General features: G+C 71.5%; 20 protein-coding genes. 14 read left to right on the top strand and 6 right to left on the bottom strand.

All coding sequences use genetic code 11. The features are described 5' to 3' along the window. Positions 1 to 17 precede the first annotated feature (17 nt). On the bottom strand, positions 18 to 1,283 hold the full coding sequence (locus tag FIV43_RS06490; RefSeq protein ID WP_141013474.1) for an alpha/beta hydrolase: 1,266 nt from the start codon (positions 1,281 to 1,283) through the stop codon (positions 18 to 20). A gap of 79 nt (positions 1,284 to 1,362) precedes the next feature. On the opposite strand from FIV43_RS06490, the gene FIV43_RS06485 reads away from it, so the two are divergent. Then, complete coding sequence (locus FIV43_RS06485) at positions 1,363 to 2,775, top strand: WS/DGAT/MGAT family O-acyltransferase (RefSeq protein WP_141013473.1); 1,413 nt, start codon at positions 1,363 to 1,365, stop codon at positions 2,773 to 2,775. Positions 2,776 to 2,817: 42 nt separating this feature from the next. On the opposite strand, the gene FIV43_RS06480 is transcribed toward FIV43_RS06485, so the two are convergent. Further along, positions 2,818 to 3,669 (bottom strand): GTP-binding protein LepA, encoded by an 852-nt coding sequence (locus tag FIV43_RS06480; protein WP_141013472.1) that lies wholly within the window; start codon positions 3,667 to 3,669, stop codon positions 2,818 to 2,820. An 80-nt stretch (positions 3,670 to 3,749) separates the two neighbouring features. On the opposite strand from FIV43_RS06480, the gene FIV43_RS06475 reads away from it, so the two are divergent. From FIV43_RS06475 to FIV43_RS06450, 7 genes are all read left to right on the top strand, one after another. Further along, the gene (locus FIV43_RS06475; RefSeq protein WP_141013471.1) at positions 3,750 to 5,951 is read left to right on the top strand and encodes an acyl-CoA dehydrogenase; all 2,202 of its coding nucleotides are present in this window, start codon (positions 3,750 to 3,752) and stop codon (positions 5,949 to 5,951) included. A 16-nt stretch (positions 5,952 to 5,967) separates the two neighbouring features. Further along, positions 5,968 to 6,531, top strand: a complete 564-nt coding sequence (locus FIV43_RS20885; RefSeq protein WP_181407702.1) for a MaoC family dehydratase N-terminal domain-containing protein — start codon at positions 5,968 to 5,970, stop codon at positions 6,529 to 6,531. Beyond that, positions 6,524 to 7,039, top strand: coding sequence for a Zn-ribbon domain-containing OB-fold protein (locus tag FIV43_RS20880; RefSeq protein WP_231123772.1), 516 nt, complete (start codon positions 6,524 to 6,526; stop codon positions 7,037 to 7,039). Before FIV43_RS20885 ends, FIV43_RS20880 begins: the two co-directional genes overlap by 8 nt. Continuing rightward, positions 7,036 to 7,437 carry a MaoC family dehydratase gene (locus FIV43_RS06465; protein ID WP_141013470.1) on the top strand — a complete coding sequence of 134 codons (402 nt, stop codon included), beginning with the start codon at positions 7,036 to 7,038 and terminating at the stop codon, positions 7,435 to 7,437. The genes FIV43_RS20880 and FIV43_RS06465 overlap by 4 nt, the downstream gene beginning before the upstream one ends. Then, positions 7,434 to 8,621 carry a lipid-transfer protein gene (locus tag FIV43_RS06460; protein ID WP_141013469.1) on the top strand — a complete coding sequence of 396 codons (1,188 nt, stop codon included), beginning with the start codon at positions 7,434 to 7,436 and terminating at the stop codon, positions 8,619 to 8,621. Before FIV43_RS06465 ends, FIV43_RS06460 begins: the two co-directional genes overlap by 4 nt. A gap of 147 nt (positions 8,622 to 8,768) precedes the next feature. Beyond that, complete coding sequence (locus FIV43_RS06455; protein WP_141013468.1) at positions 8,769 to 10,538, top strand: sodium:solute symporter family protein; 1,770 nt, start codon at positions 8,769 to 8,771, stop codon at positions 10,536 to 10,538. 11 nt (positions 10,539 to 10,549) lie between these two features. Next, positions 10,550 to 10,834 carry a hypothetical protein gene (locus tag FIV43_RS06450; protein ID WP_141013467.1) on the top strand — a complete coding sequence of 95 codons (285 nt, stop codon included), beginning with the start codon at positions 10,550 to 10,552 and terminating at the stop codon, positions 10,832 to 10,834. A 21-nt stretch (positions 10,835 to 10,855) separates the two neighbouring features. Here FIV43_RS06450 and FIV43_RS06445 read toward each other — a convergent pair whose 3' ends face one another. Next, on the bottom strand, positions 10,856 to 11,734 hold the full coding sequence (locus FIV43_RS06445; protein ID WP_141013466.1) for a MaoC/PaaZ C-terminal domain-containing protein: 879 nt from the start codon (positions 11,732 to 11,734) through the stop codon (positions 10,856 to 10,858). Then, the gene (gene kstD / locus FIV43_RS06440; protein WP_141013465.1) at positions 11,734 to 13,407 is read right to left on the bottom strand and encodes a 3-oxosteroid 1-dehydrogenase; all 1,674 of its coding nucleotides are present in this window, start codon (positions 13,405 to 13,407) and stop codon (positions 11,734 to 11,736) included. Before kstD ends, FIV43_RS06445 begins: the two co-directional genes overlap by 1 nt. 102 nt (positions 13,408 to 13,509) lie before the next feature. On the opposite strand from kstD, the gene FIV43_RS06435 reads away from it, so the two are divergent. After that, the gene (locus tag FIV43_RS06435; protein WP_407938874.1) at positions 13,510 to 14,313 is read left to right on the top strand and encodes a 2-keto-4-pentenoate hydratase; all 804 of its coding nucleotides are present in this window, start codon (positions 13,510 to 13,512) and stop codon (positions 14,311 to 14,313) included. Positions 14,314 to 14,419: 106 nt separating this feature from the next. On the opposite strand, the gene FIV43_RS06430 is transcribed toward FIV43_RS06435, so the two are convergent. Together FIV43_RS06430 and FIV43_RS06425 are read right to left on the bottom strand one after the other, a co-directional pair. Continuing rightward, positions 14,420 to 14,602 (bottom strand): hypothetical protein, encoded by a 183-nt coding sequence (locus FIV43_RS06430; RefSeq protein WP_141013464.1) that lies wholly within the window; start codon positions 14,600 to 14,602, stop codon positions 14,420 to 14,422. Further along, entirely contained in the window at positions 14,593 to 18,276 is a 3,684-nt protein-coding gene (locus FIV43_RS06425) for a family 78 glycoside hydrolase catalytic domain (protein WP_141013463.1), read from the bottom strand. The genes FIV43_RS06430 and FIV43_RS06425 overlap by 10 nt, the downstream gene beginning before the upstream one ends. A gap of 268 nt (positions 18,277 to 18,544) precedes the next feature. Here FIV43_RS06425 and hsaA point away from each other — a divergent pair, with 268 nt between their 5' ends. From hsaA to FIV43_RS06400, 5 genes are all read left to right on the top strand, one after another. Further along, a complete protein-coding gene (hsaA, locus tag FIV43_RS06420) occupies positions 18,545 to 19,732 on the top strand; it encodes a 3-hydroxy-9,10-secoandrosta-1,3,5(10)-triene-9,17-dione monooxygenase oxygenase subunit (RefSeq protein ID WP_141013462.1) in 1,188 nt (395 codons plus the stop codon). After that, a complete protein-coding gene (gene hsaD / locus FIV43_RS06415) occupies positions 19,732 to 20,676 on the top strand; it encodes a 4,5:9,10-diseco-3-hydroxy-5,9,17-trioxoandrosta-1(10),2-diene-4-oate hydrolase (RefSeq protein WP_141013461.1) in 945 nt (314 codons plus the stop codon). Before hsaA ends, hsaD begins: the two co-directional genes overlap by 1 nt. Further along, positions 20,673 to 21,572 (top strand): iron-dependent extradiol dioxygenase HsaC, encoded by a 900-nt coding sequence (hsaC, locus tag FIV43_RS06410; RefSeq protein ID WP_231123771.1) that lies wholly within the window; start codon positions 20,673 to 20,675, stop codon positions 21,570 to 21,572. Before hsaD ends, hsaC begins: the two co-directional genes overlap by 4 nt. Positions 21,573 to 21,616: 44 nt before the next feature. After that, positions 21,617 to 22,270: a flavin reductase family protein gene (locus FIV43_RS06405; RefSeq protein ID WP_231123770.1), complete on the top strand. Its 654-nt coding sequence runs from the start codon at positions 21,617 to 21,619 to the stop codon at positions 22,268 to 22,270. Between the two features lie 137 nt (positions 22,271 to 22,407). Beyond that, positions 22,408 to 23,394 carry a trypsin-like serine peptidase gene (locus FIV43_RS06400; protein WP_141013460.1) on the top strand — a complete coding sequence of 329 codons (987 nt, stop codon included), beginning with the start codon at positions 22,408 to 22,410 and terminating at the stop codon, positions 23,392 to 23,394. Positions 23,395 to 23,469: the final 75 nt, after the last annotated feature.

Here is a 23,469-nt window from a genome sequence, read left to right as displayed (position 1 = left end):
GGTGGACGGTCCGCGGGTCAGGCGGACTCGCCGACGACCGGGCTGGTGCGACCCCGCCGCCACCCGGCCCAGTGCCACTGCAGGTAGCGGTCGATCGCCCGCACGATGTGGGCCGAGCGCACGGACGGGAACATGTCGAAGGCGTGTTGGGCGCCGGGCAGCTCGATGTAGACCACGCTGTGTCGCGACACCTCCCGCAGCCGCTGCACGAAGGCGCGGGCCTGGCCGACGTTCACCAGGGTGTCGCTGGTCCCGTGCAGCACGAAGAAGTCGGGGGCGTCCTCGCCCACCCGCAGCAGCGGCGAGGCCTTCTCGAACACCTCCGGATCGTCGGCATAGGTCCGCTGCATCACCCGCGGAGCGAGGAACCGGTCCCGGGTCTGGGTCACGCTGGAGATCTGCGTCGACCCGGACAGGTCGTAGACGCCGTAGTGCGGCACCGCCACCTGGACGCTGGTGTCGGCGTCCTCGAAGCCGGGCTGGAGGTCGGGGTCGTTCGGGGTGACTGCGGCGAGCGCGGCGAGGTGGCCGCCCGCCGAACCCCCGGTGATCGCCAGGTAGTCCGGGTCGCCCCCGAAGGCCTCGATGTGGTCCTTCACCCAGGCGATCGCGGCCTTCACGTCCACGATCTGCGCCGGCCACGGGTCGCGCGGCGCGAGCCGGTAGTTGATCGCGACGCAGACCCAGCCCTTCGCCGCCAGGTGCTGCATCAACGGCAGTCCCTGCTGGTCCTTGCGACCAAGGATCCAGGCGCCGCCGTGCACCTGCAACAGCACCGGCGCCCCGGAGGGCGGCGTCACCTCGGAGGTGTAGATGTCGAGCATCCCGCGGCCGCCGTACGGTGCGAACGGGATGTCGCGGTGCACCTGGACGCCGGCCCTGCGGCGGGCACCGCCGTAGCCGAACGGGTTCGCGATGCTGCGCCACGGGGTGGCCAGCTCCGCCGGGGTCGGTACGGCGTCCAGCTGCTCGGTGTAGTCGACCCCGAGCCCTTCGACCAGGGCCTCCTCGGCGGTCTCGGCCACCCGCTGGCTCTGGCGCAGCAGGTAGGCGAGCCCCACGCTGGATGCTCCGGCGAGGGCGAGGCCCCGCAGGTCCCGCTTGCGGCTGCTGGCGGCGTTGACCGCCGCGTCGGCGACGGTCAGCCCCAGCACGTGGGGTGCCAGCTCGCTGGTCAGCCACCCGGCGAAGAAGGCGGGGATCCCGGCGCGGAAGCCCGGCAGCGGGCGGATCGCGTTCGCGGTCAGCGCCGCGGTGATGAGCTGGCGACGTACGAAACCCATGACCCCGAGGGTAGTCGGATCGTTGCTCGTCCTGGAACCTGTTCTAGAGCCGGGACGAGCCCGGCCGGAAGGAGTCGGCATGCAGCGCCTGTCCGGTCTGGACGCGAGCTTCCTCTACCTGGAGACGCCTGCTCAGCTCCTACACGTCTGCGCGGTGATGGTGCTGGACCCGAGCACGATGCCGGAGGGCTACTCCTTCCCGCGCGTCCTGGACGGCATCGAGCAGCGGGTGCGCGACGTCCCGGCGTTCACCCGGAAGATCCGCGGCGTGCCCCTCGGCCTGGACCACCCGGTCTGGGTCCGCGACCAGGACTTCGACATCGAGCGGCACCTGCACCGCCTGGCCCTGCCCACCCCGGGCGGCTACCGCGAGCTGATGGACCTCTCCGCCCATCTCGCCTCGCTGCCGCTGGACCGGTCCCGTCCGCTGTGGCAGATGTGGCTGATCGAGGGCTATCGGCCCGACGGCCCGGACGGCCCGGAGCGGGTCGTGGTCTTCGCGAAGATGCACCACGCCACGGTCGACGGCGTCTCCGGCTTCAACCTGGTCTCCCACCTGTGCTCCCTGGAGCCGCAGGCAGCACCGATCGAGGTCTCCGGCCCCGCCGGCCGCCTGCGCGACCCGAGCCGCGGCGAGCTGCTCGGACGCGCCGTGCTCGGGACGGTGGGCCGACCGCTCACCTTCGCCAGGGTGCTCCGACCCTCGGCCGACCTGATCGCCAAGACGGTGGGCCGGGTGCGGGAGGGCACCGCGATGGCCGCGCCGTTCTCCGCTCCGCGCACCTCCTTCAACGGCACGATCACCGGCCATCGCGCACTCGGTCTGATCGATCTCGACCTGGAGGAGATCCGCGAGGTGAAGCGTGCCTCGGGGACCACGGTCAACGACGTGGTGCTGGCCGTCGTCGGCGGCGCACTGCGCGCCTACCTGGCCGAGCGCGACGAGCTGCCGGAGACGTCGCTGCTGGCCACGGTGCCGGTCAGCGTGCGGGACGCCTCGCGGCGCAGCGACGGGGCGAACAAGGTGTCGGCCCTGTTCTGCAGGCTCGGCACCGACCTGGCCGATCCGCAGGAGCGGCTGCGGATGATGGCCGAGCGCAACCGGCACGCGAAGGACCATCACAACGCGATCCCGGCGGACGCGCTCCAGGACTGGGCCGAGTTCGCCGCCCCGCGGACCTTCGGCCTGGCGGTGCGCGCCTACGCCAACCTGCGGCTGGCCGAGAAGCACCCCGTGGTGCACAACCTGGTGATCTCCAACGTGCCGGGACCACCGGTGCCGCTCTACTTCATGGGCGCCCGGATCGATGCGATGCATCCGCTCGGACCGGTCTTCCACGGGGCGGGCCTGAACATCACCGTGATGTCCAACGCGGGCCGGGTGCACGTCGGTGCGATCAGCTGCCGCGAGTCGATGCCCGACGTGGACGCGCTGGTGCGCCACTTCCCGGTCGAGCTCGAGCGCCTGCGCAAGGCGGTCCTGGTCGGCTGAGTCTGGTCGGCTGAGTCTGGCCGGCTGAGTCTGGTCGGCCGGTCAGCGCTGCCGGGCACGCTCGACGGCGTCGTGGAACGCGCGCAGCACGTAGGGCGGCACCTGCATCCCCCGGCGGTGCGCCCACAGCAGGTCGCGCTCCACCCGGACCGCCTGCCCGGCGAAGGAGTCCACGTCGTCGGCGATGCCCAGGGTCGCCATCACCGCGCCGAAGTCGGCGCGCTGGCCGTCGGTGTTGGCGCCGACCGGCGCGAACGAGACCGTCCGCATCCGTCGGACCAGCCAGCGCTGCCAGGCGGCGAGCTCGGCCCACAGCCCACGGGCGGAGAGCTGGTAGAAGGCGTAGTGGCCCGGCTCCTGGCGCTTGATCGGGGCGAGCACGGTGCGCGCGACAGCATGCTCGCCGAGCTCCTCGGTGCCCCGGTGCAGCAGGTTGTAGGCGAGCACCGCGGAGCGCTCGGTGGCCATCCCGGTGAGGTAGTAGAGCATCCGGCAGACGTCCTGGAAGCCGTCGAGATGGGCCAGCACGCCCAGCAGGCGGAGCTTGGCGCCGACCGTCTCGGTGTCCGGCGCGGCGGGGGAGCGGCCGAGTTCGACCTGGAGCCGGTCCAGGATCCGTCCGTGCTGGATCTCCTGCGGCTGCCAGACCTCGGCGTAGAAGTAGCGGTCGACGGCGGGTGGATCCGGCAGCATCGTGGTCAGCTCGAGCACGTTGCGGTCGACCTCCAGCTCGACCCGGGCCATGTAATCCAGGACGTGGCCGAACCGGCGCTCGAAGGTCTGCGGGTCCCGCACCGTGAAGTCCACCGCGTCCAGGCGCAGCGGAGGGTGCTCCTCGGCCAGCCGGTCGACGTGCTCGACGAGTCGACGATCCTCGCTGGTGCCCCGGGCCATACTCCATTGTGACTGCCTCCCGGTCTCCCGGTGACCGGGAGGTGCCGCCCGCTCGAAATAGAACACGTTACAGTTGGACTGTGGATGCAGAGGCGATCAACGCAGTACGCGACGTGGTCCGCGAGGTTCTCGAGCGGGAGAGCGACGCAGCCCGGTGGCCCGCCTGGGCGGCCGCCGGCCTGACCGCGCTCCCGGTCCCGGAGGAGCACGGAGGAGAGGGCTTCGGTCTCGAGGCCGTCGCCGTGCTGCTGCGCGAGGCAGCGCACCGGGGGGTACAGACGCCCGCGTGGGACACCCTGTGCTGCGGTGCGCTGACGCTGGCGTCGTACGGGACCGATGCGCAGCGCAAGGAGCTGCTGCCCGGTGTCGCCACCGGTGAGACGCTGCTCGCCGCCGCGCTCCGTGAGCCCGGCCTGCCGACCGGCAGCACCGAGGGCCTGCGCACCCGCTACCACGACGGCGCGGTCACCGGTCGCAAGGTCGCGGTCACCCACGCCGTCGACGCGGCCCGGCTCCTGGTCACCGCGCTCGACGGGGATCGACCGGTCGTCGTGCTCGTCGACCCCCGCGCTGCCGGCGTCGAGCTGTACGTCTCCTCCGCCGCGAGCGCGGAACCCCAGCACACCGTGGTCCTCGACGGTGCCCGCGCCGAGCTGCTGGAGCCCGGTGCGGCCGAGCACCTCCTCGCGCTGGCCCGTGCCGGCCTGTCCGTCTCGGCCGCCGGCGTGCTGGCCGGTGCCCGCGACCTCACCGCGGACTACGTCAAGGGACGCCGGCAGTTCGGGCGGGCCCTGGCCGAGTTCCAGGCCGTCTCGCTGCAGATGGCCGACGTCTACGTCACCTCCCGCACCCTCGACCTCGCCGCCGACAACGCGGTATGGCGGGTGGCCGCGGGACTGCCGGCCGCCGACGACCTCGCCGTCGCCGGATACTGGGCCAGCCAGGTCGCGCCGTCCGCCCTGCGCACCTGCCACCACGTGCACGGCGGGATGGGCGTCGACATCACCTATCCGCTGGTCGGCTACACCACGTGGGGCTCCGACCTCGCCTACGCCCTGGACACGCCCGGCGCCCGGGTCCCGGTCGAGGACCCCGCCACCAAGAACCTGGAGCTCACCGACGCGCAGCGCGCGCTCAAGGCCGAGTTGCGGGAGTGGTTCGCCGGCCTCTCCGCCGAGTTCGGACACCCCGCCGACCCCGGCCCCGACGGCTCGGTCGACCGGCACGGTCCGACGTACCAGCGGTTGATCCGCCGGATGGGCTCGGACGGCTGGATGGGGGTCGGCTGGCCCGCGGAGTACGGCGGCCACGGACTCGGCGAGATCGAGCAGACCGTCTTCGCCAACGAGGCGCAGTACCACGACGTCCACCTTCCCTCGGTGACGCTGCAGACCGTCGGGCCGACCCTGATCCGCTACGGCACCGAGCGGCAGAAGGAACTGTTCCTCTCCCGGATCCTCGCCGGGGACGTGCACTTCGCCATCGGGTACTCCGAGCCCGACGCGGGCACCGACCTGGCGTCGCTGCGCACCAGCGCCCGCCTGGTCGAGGACGACGGCGACCCCTACTACCTGGTCAACGGCCAGAAGATGTGGACCACCGGGGGGCACCAGGCCGACTACATCTGGCTCGCGGTCCGCACCGACCCCGACGCTCCCAAGCACAAGGGCATCTCGATCCTGATCGTGGACACCCGCGACCCCGGCTACTCCTCGACCCCGATCCTCACCGCCGACGGGTCGCACCACGTCAACGCCACCTACTACAACGACGTGAAGGTGCCCGTCGAGATGGTGGTCGGCGAGGTCAACCAGGGGTGGAAGCTGATCACCACCCAGCTCAACCACGAGCGGGTCATGCTCGGCCCGGCCGGCCGGATCGAGGGACTCCGGGACAAGGTCGTGGCGTGGGCGGACGCCGCCGGCGTGCGGGACAGCGCCGACGTCGCCGACCTGCTGGGCCGCACCACGGCGGTCTTCCGGGTCAACGAGCTGCTCAACTGGGAGGTCGCCCGCGCGGCGGCCGAGGGTGAGATCAGCGTCGCCGACGCCTCCTCGTCCAAGGTCTTCGCCGCCGACCAGGTGCAGCACCTGCTCGCCGACCTGATCGCCCTCGTGCACCGCCACGGCGATCCCGGCGAGGGTGCCACCAAGGAGCTGCTGGACTACCTCGACCCGCAGGCCAAGCGGAACCTGGTGCTCACCTTCGGCGGCGGCGTCCAGGAGGTGCAGCGCGAGCTGATCTCGATGTTCGGCCTGGGGCTGCCCCGGGTCCCGCGGTGACGGAGGAGCGCGCCCGATGAGTGACCCCGTGCAGACCCAGGACCTGGTGCCCGCCGCGATCCATGCCCACGTGATGGCCGAGGCCGAGCGGATCCAGGGGTGGGGCGAGGCCGCCGAGCGCACCGCGCGCGACGAGGTCAACCAGCCCACGATCAACAACTGGCTGGAGGCGATGGGCATCGACAGCCCCCGCTTCCGGTCGGGTGAGGCGCCACCGTCGATGGCGCAGGTGTGGACGATGTACGGCCTGGGCGGGACCCCGGCCGACGACGATCCGCTCCACTCGATGATGCGGGTGCTGAACGAGGCCGGGTTCACCGCCGTGCTGGGCACCAACAGCGAGCAGAGCTACGACCGCTACCTCGAGGTCGGCGAGCAGCTGCGGATCACCACCGCGCTGGACTCGGTGGTCGGTCCGAAGGCGACCGGGATGGGGGTCGGCTACTTCGTCACCTCTCGCAGCACCTGGTACGTCGATCACCCGGCGCCCGACGGCGGGGAGGCCACCCCCGAACGGGTGGCGACGATGCTCTTCCGGGTGCTGAAGTTCATCCCGAAGAAGGAGAACGCCGGTGGCTGAGGCACGAGCACAGCGAGCCGCGACGGCCGGTCCGGTGCGTCCCGTGGTCGGGCGCGACAACGCCTTCTTCTTCGAGGGCACGGCGCGCGAGGAGCTGCGGATCCAGAAGTGCAACGCCTGCGGTGTGCTGCGGCACCCGCCCGGTCCGGCGTGTCCCGACTGCGGCGCCCTGGACCGCGGCCACGTGCTCGCCGCGGGCACGGGGACCGTCTTCTCGTTCCTGGTGCACCGCGCGCCGCAGGTGCCGGGCAAGGAGCTGCCGCTGGTGATCGCCCTGCTCGACCTCGACGAGGGCGTGCGGATGGTCGCCGAGGTGACCGGAGTCGCCGCCGAGGGCCCCGACGGGCTCGCCATCGGCGACCGGCTGGCGGTCGGCTGGAACCGGATCGACGACGAGCTGACCCTGCCGGTCTGGCACCGGGTCGAGCGGGGCGGAGAGTCCGCAGCGGCATCGGCCCCGACCCAGGCTGCGACCCAGGCTGCGACACCGACAGGAGAGGGCGCATGACCCGCGCGATCGAGGCCGGAGACCGGCTGCCGGAGTGGACCCTGCCGATCACCCCCACGATGGTGGTCTCCACGGCCCTGGCCACCCGCGACTTCCAGGACGTGCACCACGACCGGGACCGGGCCCAGGCGGCCGGGTCCCAGGACATCTTCGTCAACATCCTCACCTCGACCGCCCTCTGTGAGCGCTACGTCACCGAGTGGGCGGGGACCGACGTACAGATCCTCGGGATCGGCATCCGTCTCGGCGCGCCCGCCTATCCCTACGACACGCTCACCTTCACCGGCGAGGTCGCCGAGGTCTCCGACGAGGGCGGGCGCGGGGTGGCCACGATCAAGGTGACCGGCGCGGTCTCCTCGGGCAGTCACGTGATCGGCACCGTGCGGGTGGCGGCATGAGTGCGCCGAGCGACGCCGGGCGGACCCTGTCCGGCCGGGCTGCGATCGTCGGCATCGGCGCGACCGAGTTCTCCAAGGAGTCCGGTCGCTCCGAGCTGCAGCTCTCCGTGGAGGCGGTGCAGCACGCCCTGGCCGACTCCGGGCTCACCCCGGCCGACGTCGACGGCCTGGTCACCTTCACCATGGACACCTCCTCGGAGATCGCGGTGGCGCGCGAGCTCGGGATGGGGGAGCTGAGCTTCTTCAGCCGGATCAACTACGGCGGCGGCGCGGCCTGCGCGACCGTGCAGCAGGCGGCGATGGCCGTGGCCACCGGCGTCGCGGACGTGGTGGTCTGCTACCGCGGCTTCAACGAGCGCTCCGGCCAGCGGTTCGGGCAGGTGCAGAACTGGGCCGCGACCCAGGTCAACACCAACGGTCTGGACAACGCCTGGACCTACCCGCTGGGCCTCAGCACCCCGGCCGCGACGGTCGCCATGCAGGCCCGCCGCTACATGCACGAGTACGGCGCGACCTCCGAGGACTTCGGCCGGGTGGCGGTGGCTGACCGCAGGCACGCCGCCAACAACCCGCATGCCTTCTTCCACGGCAGGCCGATCACACTGGAGGACCACCAGGCTTCCCGGATGATCGCGGACCCGCTGCACCTGCTCGACTGCTGCCAGGAGTCCGACGGGGCGGTCGCGCTCGTCGTGGTCTCCGCCGAGCGCGCCCGGGACCTGCCGAACAAGCCGGCGCTGGTGGCCGCGGCCGCTCAGGGGTCCGGGCGCGACCAGTTCGTGATGACCTCCTACTACCGCGACGACATCGGCATCCCCGAGATCGGTGTGGTGGGCCGGCAGCTGTGGCGCCAGTCCGGACTGACGCCGGACGACATCGCCACCGCGGTCCTCTACGACCACTTCACCCCGTACGTGCTGATGCAGCTGGAGGAGCTCGGCTTCTGCGGCCGCGGCGAGGCCGGCGACTTCGTCAAGGACGGCGCGATCGAGGTCGGTGGCCGGTTGCCGCTGAACACCCACGGCGGGCAGCTCGGGGAGGCCTACATCCACGGGATGAACGGGATCGCCGAGGGCGTCCGCCAGATCCGGGGCACCTCGGTGAACCCGGTGGCGGGAGCGGAGCACGTGCTGGTCACCGCCGGCACCGGTGTGCCCACCAGCGGGTTGATCCTCTCCGTCTGAGCGAGGCTGAGGTGGCACGGCCGGGAGTGCACCGGCCGGGAGTGCACCCGCCGGGCGGGGACCGACGTACCGGCGCGCTGCGCCGTCGATCGCCGGGAGGGGGCTAGCGTGGTCCGCGGACTTTCCTCGAGACGGGAGCCGTAGCCAATGACACTCGGGTCACCGGCGACACTCGCGGCGTTGCCGCTGGCGTCGGACACCATCATCGACGCAGCCTGGGTCGACTACCTGATCCTGGCCACCTACTTCGTCTTCGTCCTGGGCATCGGCTGGATGGCCAGACGACAGATCTCGGATGCCGTGGACTACTTCCAGTCCGGGCGTGCGCTGCCGGCCTGGGTCACCGGCCTGGCCTTCATCTCGGCCAACCTGGGCGCCGTCGAGATCATGGGCATGTCGGCCAACGGCGCCGAGTTCGGCCTGCCCGCGGTGCACTACTTCTGGGTGGGCGCGATCCCGGCGATGCTCTTCCTCGGTGTCGTGATGATGCCCTTCTACTACGGGTCGAAGGTCCGTTCGGTGCCCGAGTTCATGCTCCGCCGGTTCGGCCCCGGGGCGCACCTGGTCAACTCGATCTCCTTCGCCCTGGCGCAGCTCCTGATCGCCGGGGTCAACCTGTACCTGCTGGGGATCATCGTCCGTGCGCTGCTCGGGTGGCCGCTGCCGGTGGCTCTGGTCGTGGCGGCGATCGTGGTGCTCTCCTACATCGCGTTGGGTGGTCTCTCCGCCGCGATCTACAACGAGGTGCTCCAGTTCTTCGTGATCATCGCTGCGCTGCTGCCGCTGACGGTGATCGGGCTGCACCAGGTCGGCGGCTGGGACGGTCTGATGGACCGGGTCGCGCCGGCCAAGGACGCCGAGGGCGCGGTCACCGCGACGGTGGGGCAGCAGACCGAGTCCTGGCCGGGCCAGGCGCTGACCGGCTTCGACTCCCCGGTGCTCTCGGTGATCGGGATCGTCTTCGGTCTGGGCTTCGTGCTCTCCTTCGGATACTGGACGACCAACTTCGTCGAGGTCCAACGGGCGATGGCCTCGGACTCGATCTCCTCGGCCCGCAAGACGCCGATCATCGGCGCGTTCCCGAAGATGTTCATCCCGTTCGTCACCATCATCCCCGGCATGCTCGCCGCGGTGCTGGTCACCGAGATCGCGGACCTCAAGGCGGGCGGAAGCCCGCCCGGCGGCGCGTCCGGGGACGGGGTGGCCTACAACGACGCGCTGCTCTACCTGATGCGGGACCTGCTGCCCAACGGCCTGCTGGGGGTGGCCATCACCGGCCTCCTCGCCGCGTTCATGGCCGGCATGGCGGCGAACATCTCGGCGTTCAACACCGTCTTCAGCTATGACCTGTACGGCGACTACCTGGTCAAGGGCCGCAGCGACGACCACTACCTGCGGGTCGGTCGCTGGGCCACGGTCGCGGCGACGGTGATCGCGATCGGCACCGCGACGCTGGCCGCGAACTTCTCGAACATCATGGACTACCTCCAGACGCTGTTCGGGTTCTTCAACGCCCCGCTCTTCGCCACCTTCATCCTCGGCATGTTCTGGCGGCGGATGACGGCGACCGCCGGCTGGGTCGGCCTGGTCGCCGGCACCCTCTCCGCGGTCCTGGTCGCGTTCCTGAGCGAGGACGCGTTCGGGTCGCTCAGTCTCGGTGTGCTGCCGCTCTCCGGCCAGGGCGCGGCGTTCGTCTCGGCCTCGGTGGCCTTCGTGGTCGACATCGTGCTCAGCGTCGTGGTGTCGTTGATGACCCGTCCGAAGCCGGCTGAGGACCTGGTCGGGCTGGTCTACTCCGAGACCCCGCGCGAGATGCGCACCGACCCGAACGAGGCGTCCCGGCCGTGGTACCAGCGCACGATCCCACTGGCCAGCATCGCCGGGGTGATGGTCGTGATCCTGAACGTCATCTTCTAGGAGGCACAGCCATGGACGAGGCGGAGCAGACCAGTCACAGCGAGCGCCGGCGCCGGCACACCTCGCGGGCCTTCGACATCCGCACGGTGATCGGCGCCCTGCTCGGGATCTACGGCGTGGTGCTGGTCGCGGTCGACATCGTCGGCGACGACGCGGGCAAGGAGACGGGCGACCTGTCCGCGAACCTGTGGGCCGGTCTGGCCCTGATCGCGGTCTCCGTGGTGTTCCTGACCTGGGTGCGGCTCAGGCCCGTCGTGGTGGAGGACACCGACGACGGGCCGGAGGACCGCTCCTGAGCGGACCCACCTCAGCCTGATTCAGCGGGTGGTCAGCACGCAGTCGGCGAGCACGGGTGCGCCGGCGCGCGGGCCGGCGCCGATCGTCGCGGTGGCGATGATCCGGCCGTCCTCGCGCCAGCCGTCGACCGCGATCGACTCGCCCGGGAAGACCACGCCGGCGAAGCGGCCGGTGAAGTCGGCGACCTGCGCGGCCTCGCCGTCGAGGAGGCCGTCGGTCAGCTCGCGCAGCACGATCCCGTAGGAACAGAGGCCGTGCAGGATCGGCGCCGGGAAGCCGGCGCCCTCGGCGAACGTGGGGTCCGCGTGCAGCGGGTTGCGGTCGCCGCAGAGCCGGTAGAGGAGGGCTTGCTGCGGGGTGACGTCGTAGGCGGTGCTGAGGTCGGCCGCGCGCTCGGGCACGACGACCGACTCCGCAGAGCCGCGGTCACCGCCGAAGCCGCCCTCGCCCTTGACGAAGATCGAGGAGCGCACCCGCCACAGCTCGGCACCGGCGTGGTCGGTGACCACGCCCTCCTGCCAGATGACGGCCGCCTTGCCCTTGTCCCAGATGTCGGTGAGCGTGGTGGTGAGGTGGCCGTTCCCCGACGTCGGGATCGGCCCGGAGACGCTGATCGACTGGGCGCCGTGCACCACCTGGGCGAGGTTGATGTCGCAGCCGGGCAGGTCGAGCGGCGGCGGGTCCGTCGCGTGGAAGGTGGGGGCGACGACGCCGAAGGACGGCAGCACCTGGAGGGCGTCGTCGTCCAGCGTGTAGCGCAGCGCCGCGGCCGAGGTGTTGTCGCCCTCGCGCGAGCCGGCGCCGATGCCCAGGTGGTAGAGCAGGACGTCGGACTCGGACCAGCTGAACGTGACGTCGGCGGTCTGCGCGCCGATGGCGACGGACGGGTCGATGGGCATCAGGCGCTCTCCTTCTCCGGCGTGGCGGCGATCTGCTCGGCAGCCAGGTAGCCGAAGACGATAGCGGGCCCGATGGTGCCGCCGGGCCCCGGATAGGTGTTGCCCATCACGGCGGAGGAGACGTTGCCCGCGGCGTAGAGGCCGGGCAGCACGGACCCGTCCTCCCGGAGCACCCGAGCATGCTCGTCGGTGACCAGACCACCCTTGGTGCCCAGGTCTCCGGGGACGATCTTGACCGCGTAGAAGGGGCCGTTCTCGATCGGCGCCAGGGAGCAGTTCGGCTTCACCGTGGGGTCCGAGTAGTACTTGTCGTAGGCGGACTCGCCACGGCCGAAGTCCTCGTCGACCCCGGAGCGCGCGAAGCCGTTGAAGCGCCCCACGGTCGAGACCAGCGCATCGGCGGGAAGGCCGACCTTCTCGGCCAGCGCGTCGAGGCTGTCGGCACGGGTGACCACGCCCTCCTTGTACCAGCGGCCGGGGAACGGCTGGCGCCCGGCGAGACCGGCGAAGACGTAGCGGTTGCGGTAGGTCTGGTCGAAGACCATGTACGACGGCACGTGGTCCACGCCGGTGGCCTGGCCCTTGTAGATCTCGTGGGTCGCCTCGACGTAGGGGAGCGCCTCGTTCATGTACCGCTCGCCGGCGGAGTTCACGATGATCGAGCCGGGCAGGTTGCGCTCGGCGAGGCAGAACCAGGCGCGCCCCGGGAGCGGGATGGTGGGGCCCCACCAGGCATCGTCGAGCAGGTCCGTCGCCGCGCCGGCGGCGGTGCCGGCGAGCAGGCCGGCACCGGTGTTGGACGCCGCACCGGTGGACCACGCCTCCTGGGTGGGGGCCGGCAGGAACTTCTCGCGCAACTCCTGGTTGTGCTCGAAGCCGCCGGAGCCGAGCACCACCCCGCGGCGAGCGCGGATCTCGCGGCGCGCGCCGTCCTGCTCCACCACGACGCCCACCACCCGGCCGTCCTCGACCAGCAGGTCGGCCAGGGCGGTGTCGTACTCGACGGGGACGCCCGCGTCGCTCAGGCCCTTGCGCAGCCCGATCGCGATGGCGTTGCCCATGGCGTACATCTTCCGGCCGAGCGCGATCGCCAGCAGGCGCTTCAGGAAGACCTTCGCCATGGTCAGCGGGCCCTTGATGGTGCGCAGGCCGAGGCTGATCTTCCGGAAGTCGGCCTGCATGACGATCATGTTCGCCGGCGCCTTCGTGTACGGCGGGTGCAGGCGGTCCAGCTCGTCGCCGAGGAACCGGGCATCCATCGGCACGGGCTCGACGCTGCGCCCTGCGGCCCGGCCGCCGGGCCGCTCGGGCAGGTAGTCGGCGTACTGGGGGACCCAGGTGAACCGCAGCGGCGTCGTCTCCTTGAGGAAGTCGAGCACCTCGGGGCCGCGGTCCAGGTAGGTGTCCCGGCGGACCTTCGGCACGACGTCGCCGACGATGGCGTCGAGGTAGCGCTTGGCCTCATCCCGATCGCCGGCGTCGACCTGCCCGGCGGCCCGCAGCGCGTAGTTCCCCGGGATCCACACGCCGCCGCCGGAGCGGGCGGTGGAGCCGCCGAAGTAGCTGCTCTTCTCGATGAGCACCGTGTCGAGGCCGCGGTGCGCGGCAGCCAGCGCCGCGGACATGCCGGCACCGCCGGCTCCGACCACGACGACGTCGTAGGAGTCCTTCATGGAAAAAAAGTAACAGGTTCTAGTTTGCGGACGCGGGCTGCGTTCTGGTGGGTGGAACGTGGTCTGGCCGCCGTCCTCGGCCGCGCCCCTACGATGCGGGACGTGACTGATTCCGCTGCCATTTCCGAAGCCGTACGACGCCTGGCGCAGGCCCAGGAGAGCCGAGTGCCGTGCGCCCCGGTGCGCGACCTGATCGGCACCGACGACCTCCCGGCCGCGTACGCGGTCCAGCAGGGTCTGGTGCAGGCCCGACTGGACGGCGGCACCACGGTGGTCGGGCGCAAGATCGGTGCCACCTCCGAAGCGGTGCAGCGTCAGCTCGGTGTCGACCAGCCGGACTTCGGCTACCTGCTCTCCGACATGGACGTCAGCCACGGGGTGGACGGCACCCCGATCTCGATGGCCACGCTGGTCCAGCCGCGGGTCGAGGCGGAGGTCGCCTTCGTGCTCTCCCGCGACATCGACGCGGCGCCGGAGGAGATCACGCTGGCGATGGTGCGCGACGCGGTCGACGTGGCGCTCCCGGCACTGGAGATCGTCGACTCCCGGATCGCGGAGTGGGACATCGCGTTCACCGACACCGTCGCCGACAACGCCTCGAGCGGGCTGTACGTGGTCGGCCGCGACGCCAGGCCGCTCAACGAGATCGAGCCCCGGGAGGTGACGATGTCGCTGAGCATCAACGGCGAGGAGCGGTCCTCGGGCAACGGCGCCGCCTGCCTGGGCGACCCGCTCGAGGCACTCCGCTGGCTCGCGGTCCAGGCGGCCACGTTCGGCGACCCGCTGCGGACCGGACACCTGGTGCTCTCCGGCGCGCTCGGCCCGTTCGTGCCCTTCGCACCCGGGGACCGGGTCGACGCCGCGATCAGCGGCTTCGAGACGCTGAGCGTCCGGTTCGCCGAGTGACCCTCCGCGGCTGCTCGGCCCGGTGACGCCGGCCTGATCGTCCCGGATCCACCGAGGCCTCCCGACCGCTGGGTGGGGAGGCCTCGGAGCTGCTCGGACGCGTGGCTCAGCGTCGCACGGTCACCTGTCCGGAGCGGGTGGGCGGCAGTGCCCGGTAGCGGGCGTCACCGGAGTAGCGGACCTTGACGGTCCACCTCCCGCGGTCGAGGGCGGGGACGCCCACGGTGGCGGCACCCCGGGTGAGCCGGGCGCCCCGCACCACCGTGCGACGGCCCTTGCTCAGCACCACCTCGACCCGTCCCGGGGCGGGAGCGCGCCGGCCCGGGTGTCGGAGGAGAGCACCACCCGGATCCGCCCGGGACGCCTGGTGGTGGGCGCCTTCCGCACGCTGGCTCGGGCGTCGACACCCGCCTTGGTGACCCGCACCGACGCAGCGGCCGCGGTGTCCTCGTAGCGGCCGGCCCCGCTGTAGGCGATCGCCACGTCGTGGGGCCCCGGCGCCAGACGCACCGGCACCGCCACACTCGCGACCCCGTCGACGACATCGGTCGTCTGCAGTCGGCCGAGGCCGGTCACGGTGACCGAGCCGCCGTCCACCGCAGCGCCGTCGCCGTCGGTGACCGAGACGTCGATGCCGTCCCCCGAGCCGTAACCGACGGTGGCGGTCTCCACGGTGACCTGGGTCGCCCAGGTCGGGGCGTCGCCGCCCGAGCCGAACTCCCAGGTGCCGGCGCCGACCTCGAACTGGGTGTAGCCGTCGACGTCGCTGGGCACCACCTGGGCGCCGCGCGGCCCGTAGGCGGGGGAGCCGTCCGCGGCCTCGGGCACCCGCACCGTGGCGGTGGTGTTGCCCGGCACCTCGACGGTCAGGTCCAGCGTGCCCTGGTCACGGCTCCAGGAAGTGGCGATCGGCCCGCGGACGGAGTCGTAGGTGGTGGAGGCGCTGTCCACCCCCTCGACCAGGGCGGGCTGGACGACGACGTGCTCGAACGCGACCGAGTCCGGTGCCTGGGTCAGCCCGGCGAGGCTCTCGTTCAACCACCCCTCCAGCATGCCGAGCATGTAGTGGTTCTGGGAGCCGGTGCCGCCCCTGCCCGACCAGTGCTCGGGGAGCGAGGTCGAGCCGGAGTTCACGAACTTGGCATAGCTGTTGCCGGTCGGACGGGTGGCCAGCTCGTGGATCAGGTCGTGGCGACCCTCCTCGGCGAGCACGCGCAGCAGGGCGTAGAGCCCGACCTCGCCGACCATGAACTGGCCGCCGTCGGCCTCGATCCGCGTCACCAGGGCCTGGACCGCCGCGTCTCGCTGGTCCTCGGGGACGAGGTCCTCGTCGAGCGAGAGCGCCAGCGCGGCCTGGTTGCCGTTGCTCCAGGTGCCCTGCTCGGCGTCGTAGTACGCCGAGCGGTAGTCCTCGGCGATCCGGGCCGCCCGGGCCGTGTAGGTGCGGGCCGCGGCGGGCCGGCCCAGCACGGTCGCGATGTCGGCCATGGTCCGGGTGATCTTGTGGTACGCGTAGGTCTGCACCAGCGCGTCGGGGACCCGGTCGACGGCCTCCTCGGGGGTGGCCCAGTCGTTCAGTCCGCCGGGCAGCACGCCGCCGCGCACCTCGGAGGCCAGGTAGTCCTGGTAGCGCACCATGTTCGGCCAGAACTCGCGCATCGGCTCGGTGTCGCCGTACTCGGTGTAGACCTGCCACGAGGAGACCGCGAGGGTGGCGCCCCAGTTGGCGTCGTGCCGGAAGGCGCCGGCGAACATCGAGTCTTCGGGGGCGGTGGTCGGGATCAGTCCGTCGGGCTGCTGAGCGTCGACCACGTCCTGCAGCAGCTTGCGGTACTGGGCCTGCATGTCGTAGCCGCGGGTGGCGGTGGTGAAGTTCAGGTTCGTCTGGTCCAGCCACCCGAGCTTCTCGCGGTGCGGGCAGTCGGTCATCACCGAGTACATGTTGCTCTGCACCGAGCGGTCGATCAGGGCGTGGATGCTGTTCAGCATCTCGTCGGAGGAGTCGAACTCGCCGACGTCGGCGTTGTCGGCCCGCAGCACCAGCCCCTTGACGGTCGAGGCGGTCGGTTCGCCGGGCAGGCCCTCGACCTGGAGGTACTGCATCCCGTGGTAGCGGAAGCGCGGTCGGTAGGTCTCCGTGCCCGCACCGGCCAGGGTGAAGGTGTCGTAGGCGTTCGGACCGGAGCTGCGCTGGTCCACGGTGCCCTCGGCGGTCAGCCTCTCGCCGGGCCGCATGGTGATCTCGGTGCCGGCCGGCCCCGACGCGGTCAGCTCCTGCCAACCGGCGAAGTTGACCCCGAAGTCGAAGACGTAGGTGCCGTCGACCGGCTCGGTCCAGGTGGCCTGGTCCAGCGTGTCGACCTGGCGGATCGGCGGCATCACGCGCCCGACCAGCCGCGTGTTGCGCTTCGGTGCGGCGGAGGCGACCGGCGCCTGCCAGGAGTCGCGGGCGGTGCCCGGCTCGTCCCAGCCCTCGATGTGGCGACGGGCGTCGACGTCCTCGCCGCCGTACCAGTTGGTGAAGGTGACCTCGCCGAGCGTGGTGCGCCAGCTGGTGTCCTCGCCCGCGTCGGTGGCGACGGTGGTGACGTCGCCCTGAGCATCGGTCAGCTCGAGCTGGCCGATCACCCGCGGAGCGCCGTGGCCGCTCGCCGTCTTGACGTAGCGCGAGGTGTTGTCGGGGGTGTTGAAGACGTTGAAGATGCCGTTCCCGACCTCGATGCCGAGGCTGTTCTCACCGTCGGCGAGCAGCTCGGTGACGTCGTAGGTCGCGTACGGCACGCGCTTGGCGTGCTCGGTGTTCGCGGGCTCGAGCAGGTCCTCGGAGACCGCCTGGCCGTTGATGCTGGCGTTGTAGACGCCGAGGCCGGCCACGTAGAGGCGGGCGGAGACGACGTCGTCGGCGTCGAAGTCGGTGGCGAAGACCGGGAGCGCCTCGGGCGCCTCGTGCACCGTCGAGATCGCCGGCAGCTTCTTCGCGCTCGCCACGGTCGTGTACGACGTACCGTCGACCGACGTGGCCACCGTGACGTCGCGGGGGTAGTTGGGCGTGGTGCCGAAGCCGCCCGGGCTGTCCCAGAGCGAGTAGAGCTCGAGGGTGTCGAAGGTCCGGGCCTCGGGGAGCTTCAGGGTGAGCACGATCGGCGAGTCCTGCACGTCGGTCTCGGGGTGGTAGAGGCTGCGGAACCCGCGCGGTGCGTCGGCGGTGGTGAACTTGCCGTCGACCACGAACTGCGGCTCCCAGACGCCGGTCTGGTTCTTCCGCTCGGAGGCGGTGACGGTGGCGCCCTCGGCCAGGTTCGCGGTGCCTCCGTTGCTGTCGCGCAGGGCGATCTCGCCCAGCTCCAACCGGGGCTTCCACGCCGGGTCGTTCAGCGGCTCCTCGGGACGGCCGAGGTCGGTGACGGTGACCCGCACGTACTGCGCGGTCTGCGCGGTGTCGAAGGCGAGGTCCTGGTGCAGGGGCTGGTTCCACTCGGGGTTGGTGATCCAGTCCGCGCTCCAGTCGGCCTCGCTGAGCAGGCCGATCTCGAAGCGTGCCGGGTCGCTCCACGCGGTCTGCGCGCCGTCGGCGTCCCAGACCCGGACCTGCCAGTAGGCCCGGTCCCGGGAGTCGAGGCCGGTGCCGGCGTAGGCGGTGGAGAGGGCCGCGGAGTCCACCCGGCCGGAGTCCCAGAGGTCGGGGTCGTCCAGGCCCGCCTCGGTGGTCGCGGCGCGGACCTGGAACGCGCTCTGCTCGGCGATCGCGGTGGCGTCCTGCCAGCTCAGCGTCGGGGTGGTGTCGTCGATCCCGAGCGGGTCGGTGAGCCCGCCGACCTCGAGGTGGCCGGGCGCCGTGGCGCCGGGGGAGTCCGGAGCGGCCGCAGCGGTGCCCGGTGGCAGCGCGCTCGCCAGGCCGACGCCCAGCAGGAGTGCGGCCGATCCGGCGAGCGCGCGGCGGGAGGTGTCGGTGCAGAACAGCACGTGGATCCTTCCGAGAGGAGTGAAACGATTCATGGAGCGCGTGCCAGGACCGTATGACGACGGTCACAGGGGCGTCAATGCTCCCGGGTGGCCGGATCCGGCCAGGCTGCGCCCGCTCGTCCCGCACGGCCGGACGTCGGTCAGGAGAGTGTCTCCGGATCGGGCTCCCGGGTGGTGGGAGCGCTGCTTTTCCTGGAAACTAGAACGTGTTCTAATGTGTCTCATCGACCACTCGGTCCCTCTCGACCGTGCAGACAGGAGCTCGACGATGACCACCACCTTCCCGGCAGAGGTGCAAGCCGTTCTCGACGGTGTCCGCGACCTGCTGCCGACCTTCCGTGACCGCGCCGAGGACGGCGAGCGGCTCCGGGTCGTGCCGGACGCCTCGATCAAGGAGTTGGAGGAGACCGGCTTCTTCCGCCTGCTGCAGCCGCGCCGGTTCGACGGCCTCGAGGCCGATCCGGTGGCCTTCTACACCGCCGTGCGCGACATCGCCTCGGCGGACGGGTCGACGGGCTGGGTCTCCAGCGTGGTCGGCGTCCACCCCTGGCAGGTCGCCCTCTTCGACGACAAGGCGCAGCAGGCCGTGTGGGGCGAGGACACCCGGGTCCGGCTCTCCTCCTCCTACGCGCCGACCGGCAAGGCGGTGCAGACCGACGGTGGGTTCCTGCTCTCCGGCAAGTGGAGCTTCTCCTCCGGCTGCGACCACTGCAGCTGGGTGCTGCTCGGCGGCCTGGTGTTCAACGCCGACGGTCAGGTGGTGGACTTCCGCACCTTCATGGTGCCGCGGGAGAAGTACCAGATCGTCGACGTGTGGAACGTGGTCGGCCTGCGCGGCACGGGATCGAACGACATCGTCGTCGAGGAGACCTTCATCCCCGAGGAGTTCACCCTCTCGATGGGGGAGACCGGCCAGTGCCGGGGGCCGGGTCAGGCGGTCAACACCTCCGACCTCTACAAGCTCCCCTTCCACTCGATCTTCACCTCCACCATCGCCACCCCGATCATCGGGATGGCGAAGGGCGCCTACGCCGAGCACGTGGAGATGCAGAACAAGCGGGTGCGTGCCGCCTACCTCGGTGAGAAGGCGTCCCTGGACCCGTTCGCCGCGGTCCGGATCGCGCGGGCCTCCTCCGAGATCGACGCCGCCTGGGCGCTGCTGATGAGCAACGTCCGCGAGGAGCAGGCGCAGGTCGCGAAGGGGGAGCAGATCCCGCTCGAGCTCCGGCTGCGGGTGCGCCGGGACCAGGTGCTCGGCACGGCGCGGGCGATCGAGGCGATCGACGCCCTGTTCGAGGCCTCCGGCGGGCGCGCCCTCGCCGAGGGCACCTACCTGCAGCGGGTGTGGCGGGACGCGCACGCCGGCCGGGTGCACGCCGCGAACGACCCCGAGCGGGCCCTGCAGATGTACGGCGCCCAGCAGTTCGGCCACAAGATCGATCCGGGGATGTACTGATGGGCGCGGCTCGCACCGGGTTCGGCAAGGAGGAGACCCGGGCCACGGTCCGGGTCGCGACCGAGGCCGCCGGCGAGCTCACCCTCAACTACTACGAGGCCGACGCCCGGAGCGAGGCGGATGCCGACCGGCTCCCGCTGCTGATGCTGCACGGCGGGGGCCCGGGCGCCTCGGCCTGGTCCAACTTCGGGCCCGCGCTGGGCGGGTTCGCGGCTCGCTACCGCACGCTTCTCGTCGACCAGCCGGGCTTCGGCGGCTCCGACAAGCCGCCGGTGGTGGGCAACTACTACCGGTTCTCCGCCGACGCCGTGGTGGCCCTGATGGACCGGCTCGGGCTGGAGCGGGTGCACCTGCTGGGCAACAGCCTCGGCGGGGGCACCGCGATGCGCCTGGCGCTCACCCACCCCGATCGCGTCGGCCGGCTGATCCTGATGGGCCCCGGCGGGCTCTCGCTCAACCTCTTCCACGCCGACCCGACCGAGGGCGTCCAGCGGCTGATGGACTTCTCGGCCGACCCGTCCCGGGACGCCCTGCGCGCGTTCATCTCCACGATGGTGGTGAACCAGGCGCTGGTGACCGACGAGCTCGTTGAGGAGCGCTTCGCCGACGCCACCGCCCCCGGCGCCCAGGACGCCATGCGGTCGATGGGCATGTCGTTCTTCGACCCGGCGACCGCTGAGGACGGCATGCTGTGGCGCGAGGCGCACCGGCTCCGCCACCACACCCTGCTGACCTGGGGCCGGGAGGACCGGGTCAACCCGCTGGACGGCGCGATGGCGGCCCTCAAGCTGATCCCCAAGGCGCAGCTGCACGTCTTCCCGCGCTGCGGCCACTGGGCGCAGATCGAAGCGGCCGACGAGTTCCGCGACATCGCCGTCGCGTTCCTGGACCGACATCGTCCGGCCACACACCCCGCACGCACCACCCCTGGAGAGACCTCGTGACCATCAACCTCAAGTCCATGGGCTACGTCCGCGTGGCCAGCACCGATCTGGACGCCTGGAGGACCTTCGCCGGCAAGGTGCTGGGCCTCGCCGAGGGACGCGGACCGAACCCGGAGAACCAGTACTGGCAGATCGATGCGGTCTCGGCCCGCCTGGTCGTCTTCCCCTCCGACGTCGACCAGCTCGACGCCACCGGGTGGGAGCTCGCCGACCACCAGGCGCTGCAGGAGGCGCGCGACCACCTGACCGCGGCCGGCGTCGACTTCGAGGAGGGCACCACCGAGGAGCTGGCCGAGCGCCGGGTGCAGGAGATGATCCGGTTCCGCGACCCCTGGGACAACGTCTTCGAGCTGTTCCACGGCATCACCTACGAGGCCCGCCCGGTGGTGCCGCCCTACGGCGCGACGTTCGTCACCGCCGACCAGGGCATGGGACACATCGTGATCCCGGTGCTCGACGACGTCGAGGCTCTGCGCTTCTACACCGAGGTCCTCGGCTTCCGCCTCCGCGACTCGATGAGCCTGCCCGGGGAGCTCGGTGGCAAGGAGCCCGGCACCAAGATCTGGCTCCGCTTCCTCGGCATCAACCCGCGCCACCACTCGCTGGCGTTCCTGCCGATGCCGAACCCGACCAAGTGCGTGCACATCATGCTCGAGGTCGACAAGCTCGACCACGTGGGCCGCGCGCTCGAGCGCGTCCGCAAGTACGACGCGCCCCTCTCGGCCACCCTCGGGCGGCACATGAACGACGAGATGATCTCGTTCTACGTGAAGTCGCCCGGCGGCTTCGACATCGAGTTCGGCACCGAGGGCCTGCGGGTGGAGGACGACCGCTGGGTCGCCCGGGAGTCCACCGCGGTCTCCTACTGGGGCCACAACTTCGGCGGTGGCAACTGAGACCCGCCGCGCCGCGAGGAGGACGGATCACTAACGTGGGGGCCGTGCCTGCCGACGAGACGCCATCGGACATCCCGGAGGGGATCAGCCCGGACGCACGCGTGACCTGGCCTCCGCCGGCGCTGATCGACTCCTGGCTGGGCGACGCCGAGGTGGACTTCGAGTTCCGGCCCGGCGAGGACGTGGCCGTCCACGACGATCCGGAGGCCAGGGCGGCGGCGCGCCGTTTCCGCGACGTACTGGGCTGCTTCGGCTCGGGGATCACCGTGATCACCACGATGAGCGGCGACGAGCCGGTCGGGATGACCTGCCAGTCGTTCTCCAGCGTCTCGCTCGACCCGCCGCTGATCACCTTCATCCCGGCGAAGAGCTCCCGGGCCTGGCCGCTGATCCAGCGCTCGGGCAAGTTCTGCGTCAACGTGCTCGCGGCCGACCAGGAGCACGTCTCGGCCACGATGGCCACCCGCGGGATCGACAAGTTCGCCGAGGTCTCCTGGCAGCCCGCCGAGGTGACCGGGTCGCCGGTGATCGACGGCACCCTGGCCCACCTGGACTGCACGATCCACGCCGCCTACGAGGCCGGCGACCACTACATCGTGGTGGGCCGGGTCCAGCACCTCGCCACCCAGGCCGAGGGCGCAGACGTCACCGAGCCGCTGCTCTTCTTCAAGGGCCGCTACCGCACCACCGACGGCTGACCCGCCACCCATCCCGCGGCCCGTCGCGGGTCCCGGTTCGGGCCCTCCGGTGATTCAGTGCCGGCGATGAGGTGTGATCGTCCCGGTTGGGTGGAATCACCCACGGGTACGCAGCGCCGACACGTAGGGTGGAGCAGATGAAGAAGAAGGTCCTCGGACGACCCGTCCGCCGCACACTGGTGATGGCGAGCGCCTTGGCGCTCGCACTGACCTCGGTGCTGGTGGTTCTCGGTGGCACCAGCAGCCAGGCGGCCGCCCCCGGCGGCACCGGCGGCTCGCAGGCGCAGGGCTCGTTCGACAGCCACGTGGTGGCCAGCGGCCGGAGCGCCGCGAAGGCCGCCGCTGCCGCGTCCTACTGGACGCCGCGCCGGATGGCCGCTGCGGTGCCGATGGACGAGACCGTGGGACGGCCCGGCAGCTCCCGGGCGGGTGCCGCCGCAGCGAAGAAGGCCAACAAGCGGGTCAACGTCCCGCGCCCGGTCGGCAAGCTCTTCTTCAGCGACGGGAACGTCGACGCGGTCTGCTCCGCGACCGCCGTCCGCGGCCCCGGCTCCAACCGGGTGCTCACCGCCGGGCACTGCGTGCACACCGGGCCCAACCCGCAGACCGGCCAGCCCCGCTTCTACAGCAACTGGATCTTCGTGCCGCGCTACCACAAGGGCAAGGCGCCGTTGAACCGCTGGGTCGCCAACTACGCGTTCGTCCCCAAGGCCTGGAGCCGCAAGCACCGCTACGCCTCGGACCAGGCCGTGCTGCTGATGCGCAAGTCCAACGGGAAGAAGCTGGTCAAGAAGGTCGGCGGCGCGAAGGTCGTCATCAACGCCAAGCAGCGCCAGCGCAAGGTCCGCGCCTGGGGCTGGCCGGCGCAGGGCCGGTACAACGGTCAGCTCGCCTGGCGGTGCGACGGCCCGACCAAGAAGACCAACAAGTACGGCGCCCGCGGCGACGCGGTGCTCTCCTGCACCATGAACGGCGGCGCGAGCGGCGGTCCCTGGCTGCTGCGTCAGCGCAAGGGCCTGGTGCTCTGGGCGGTGACCTCGCGGCGCGCGCTGGCCCGGCCGCACCTGATCGCGCACCCGCTGCCGAAGGTGGTCCGCGCGATGATCAAGGCGCGCCCCAGTTGACCGACGCCTGACGGCGCCTGAACGACGCCCTGACCGGGGATTCCCCGGTCAGGGCGTCGCTGCGTCAGAGGGTCG

The sequence above is a fragment of the Nocardioides sambongensis genome, from assembly GCF_006494815.1.
Lineage (GTDB): Bacteria > Actinomycetota > Actinomycetes > Propionibacteriales > Nocardioidaceae > Nocardioides > Nocardioides sambongensis.
The sequence above is the reverse complement of the archived record's forward strand: the minus strand, read 5'-3'. Positions and strand labels throughout refer to the sequence as shown.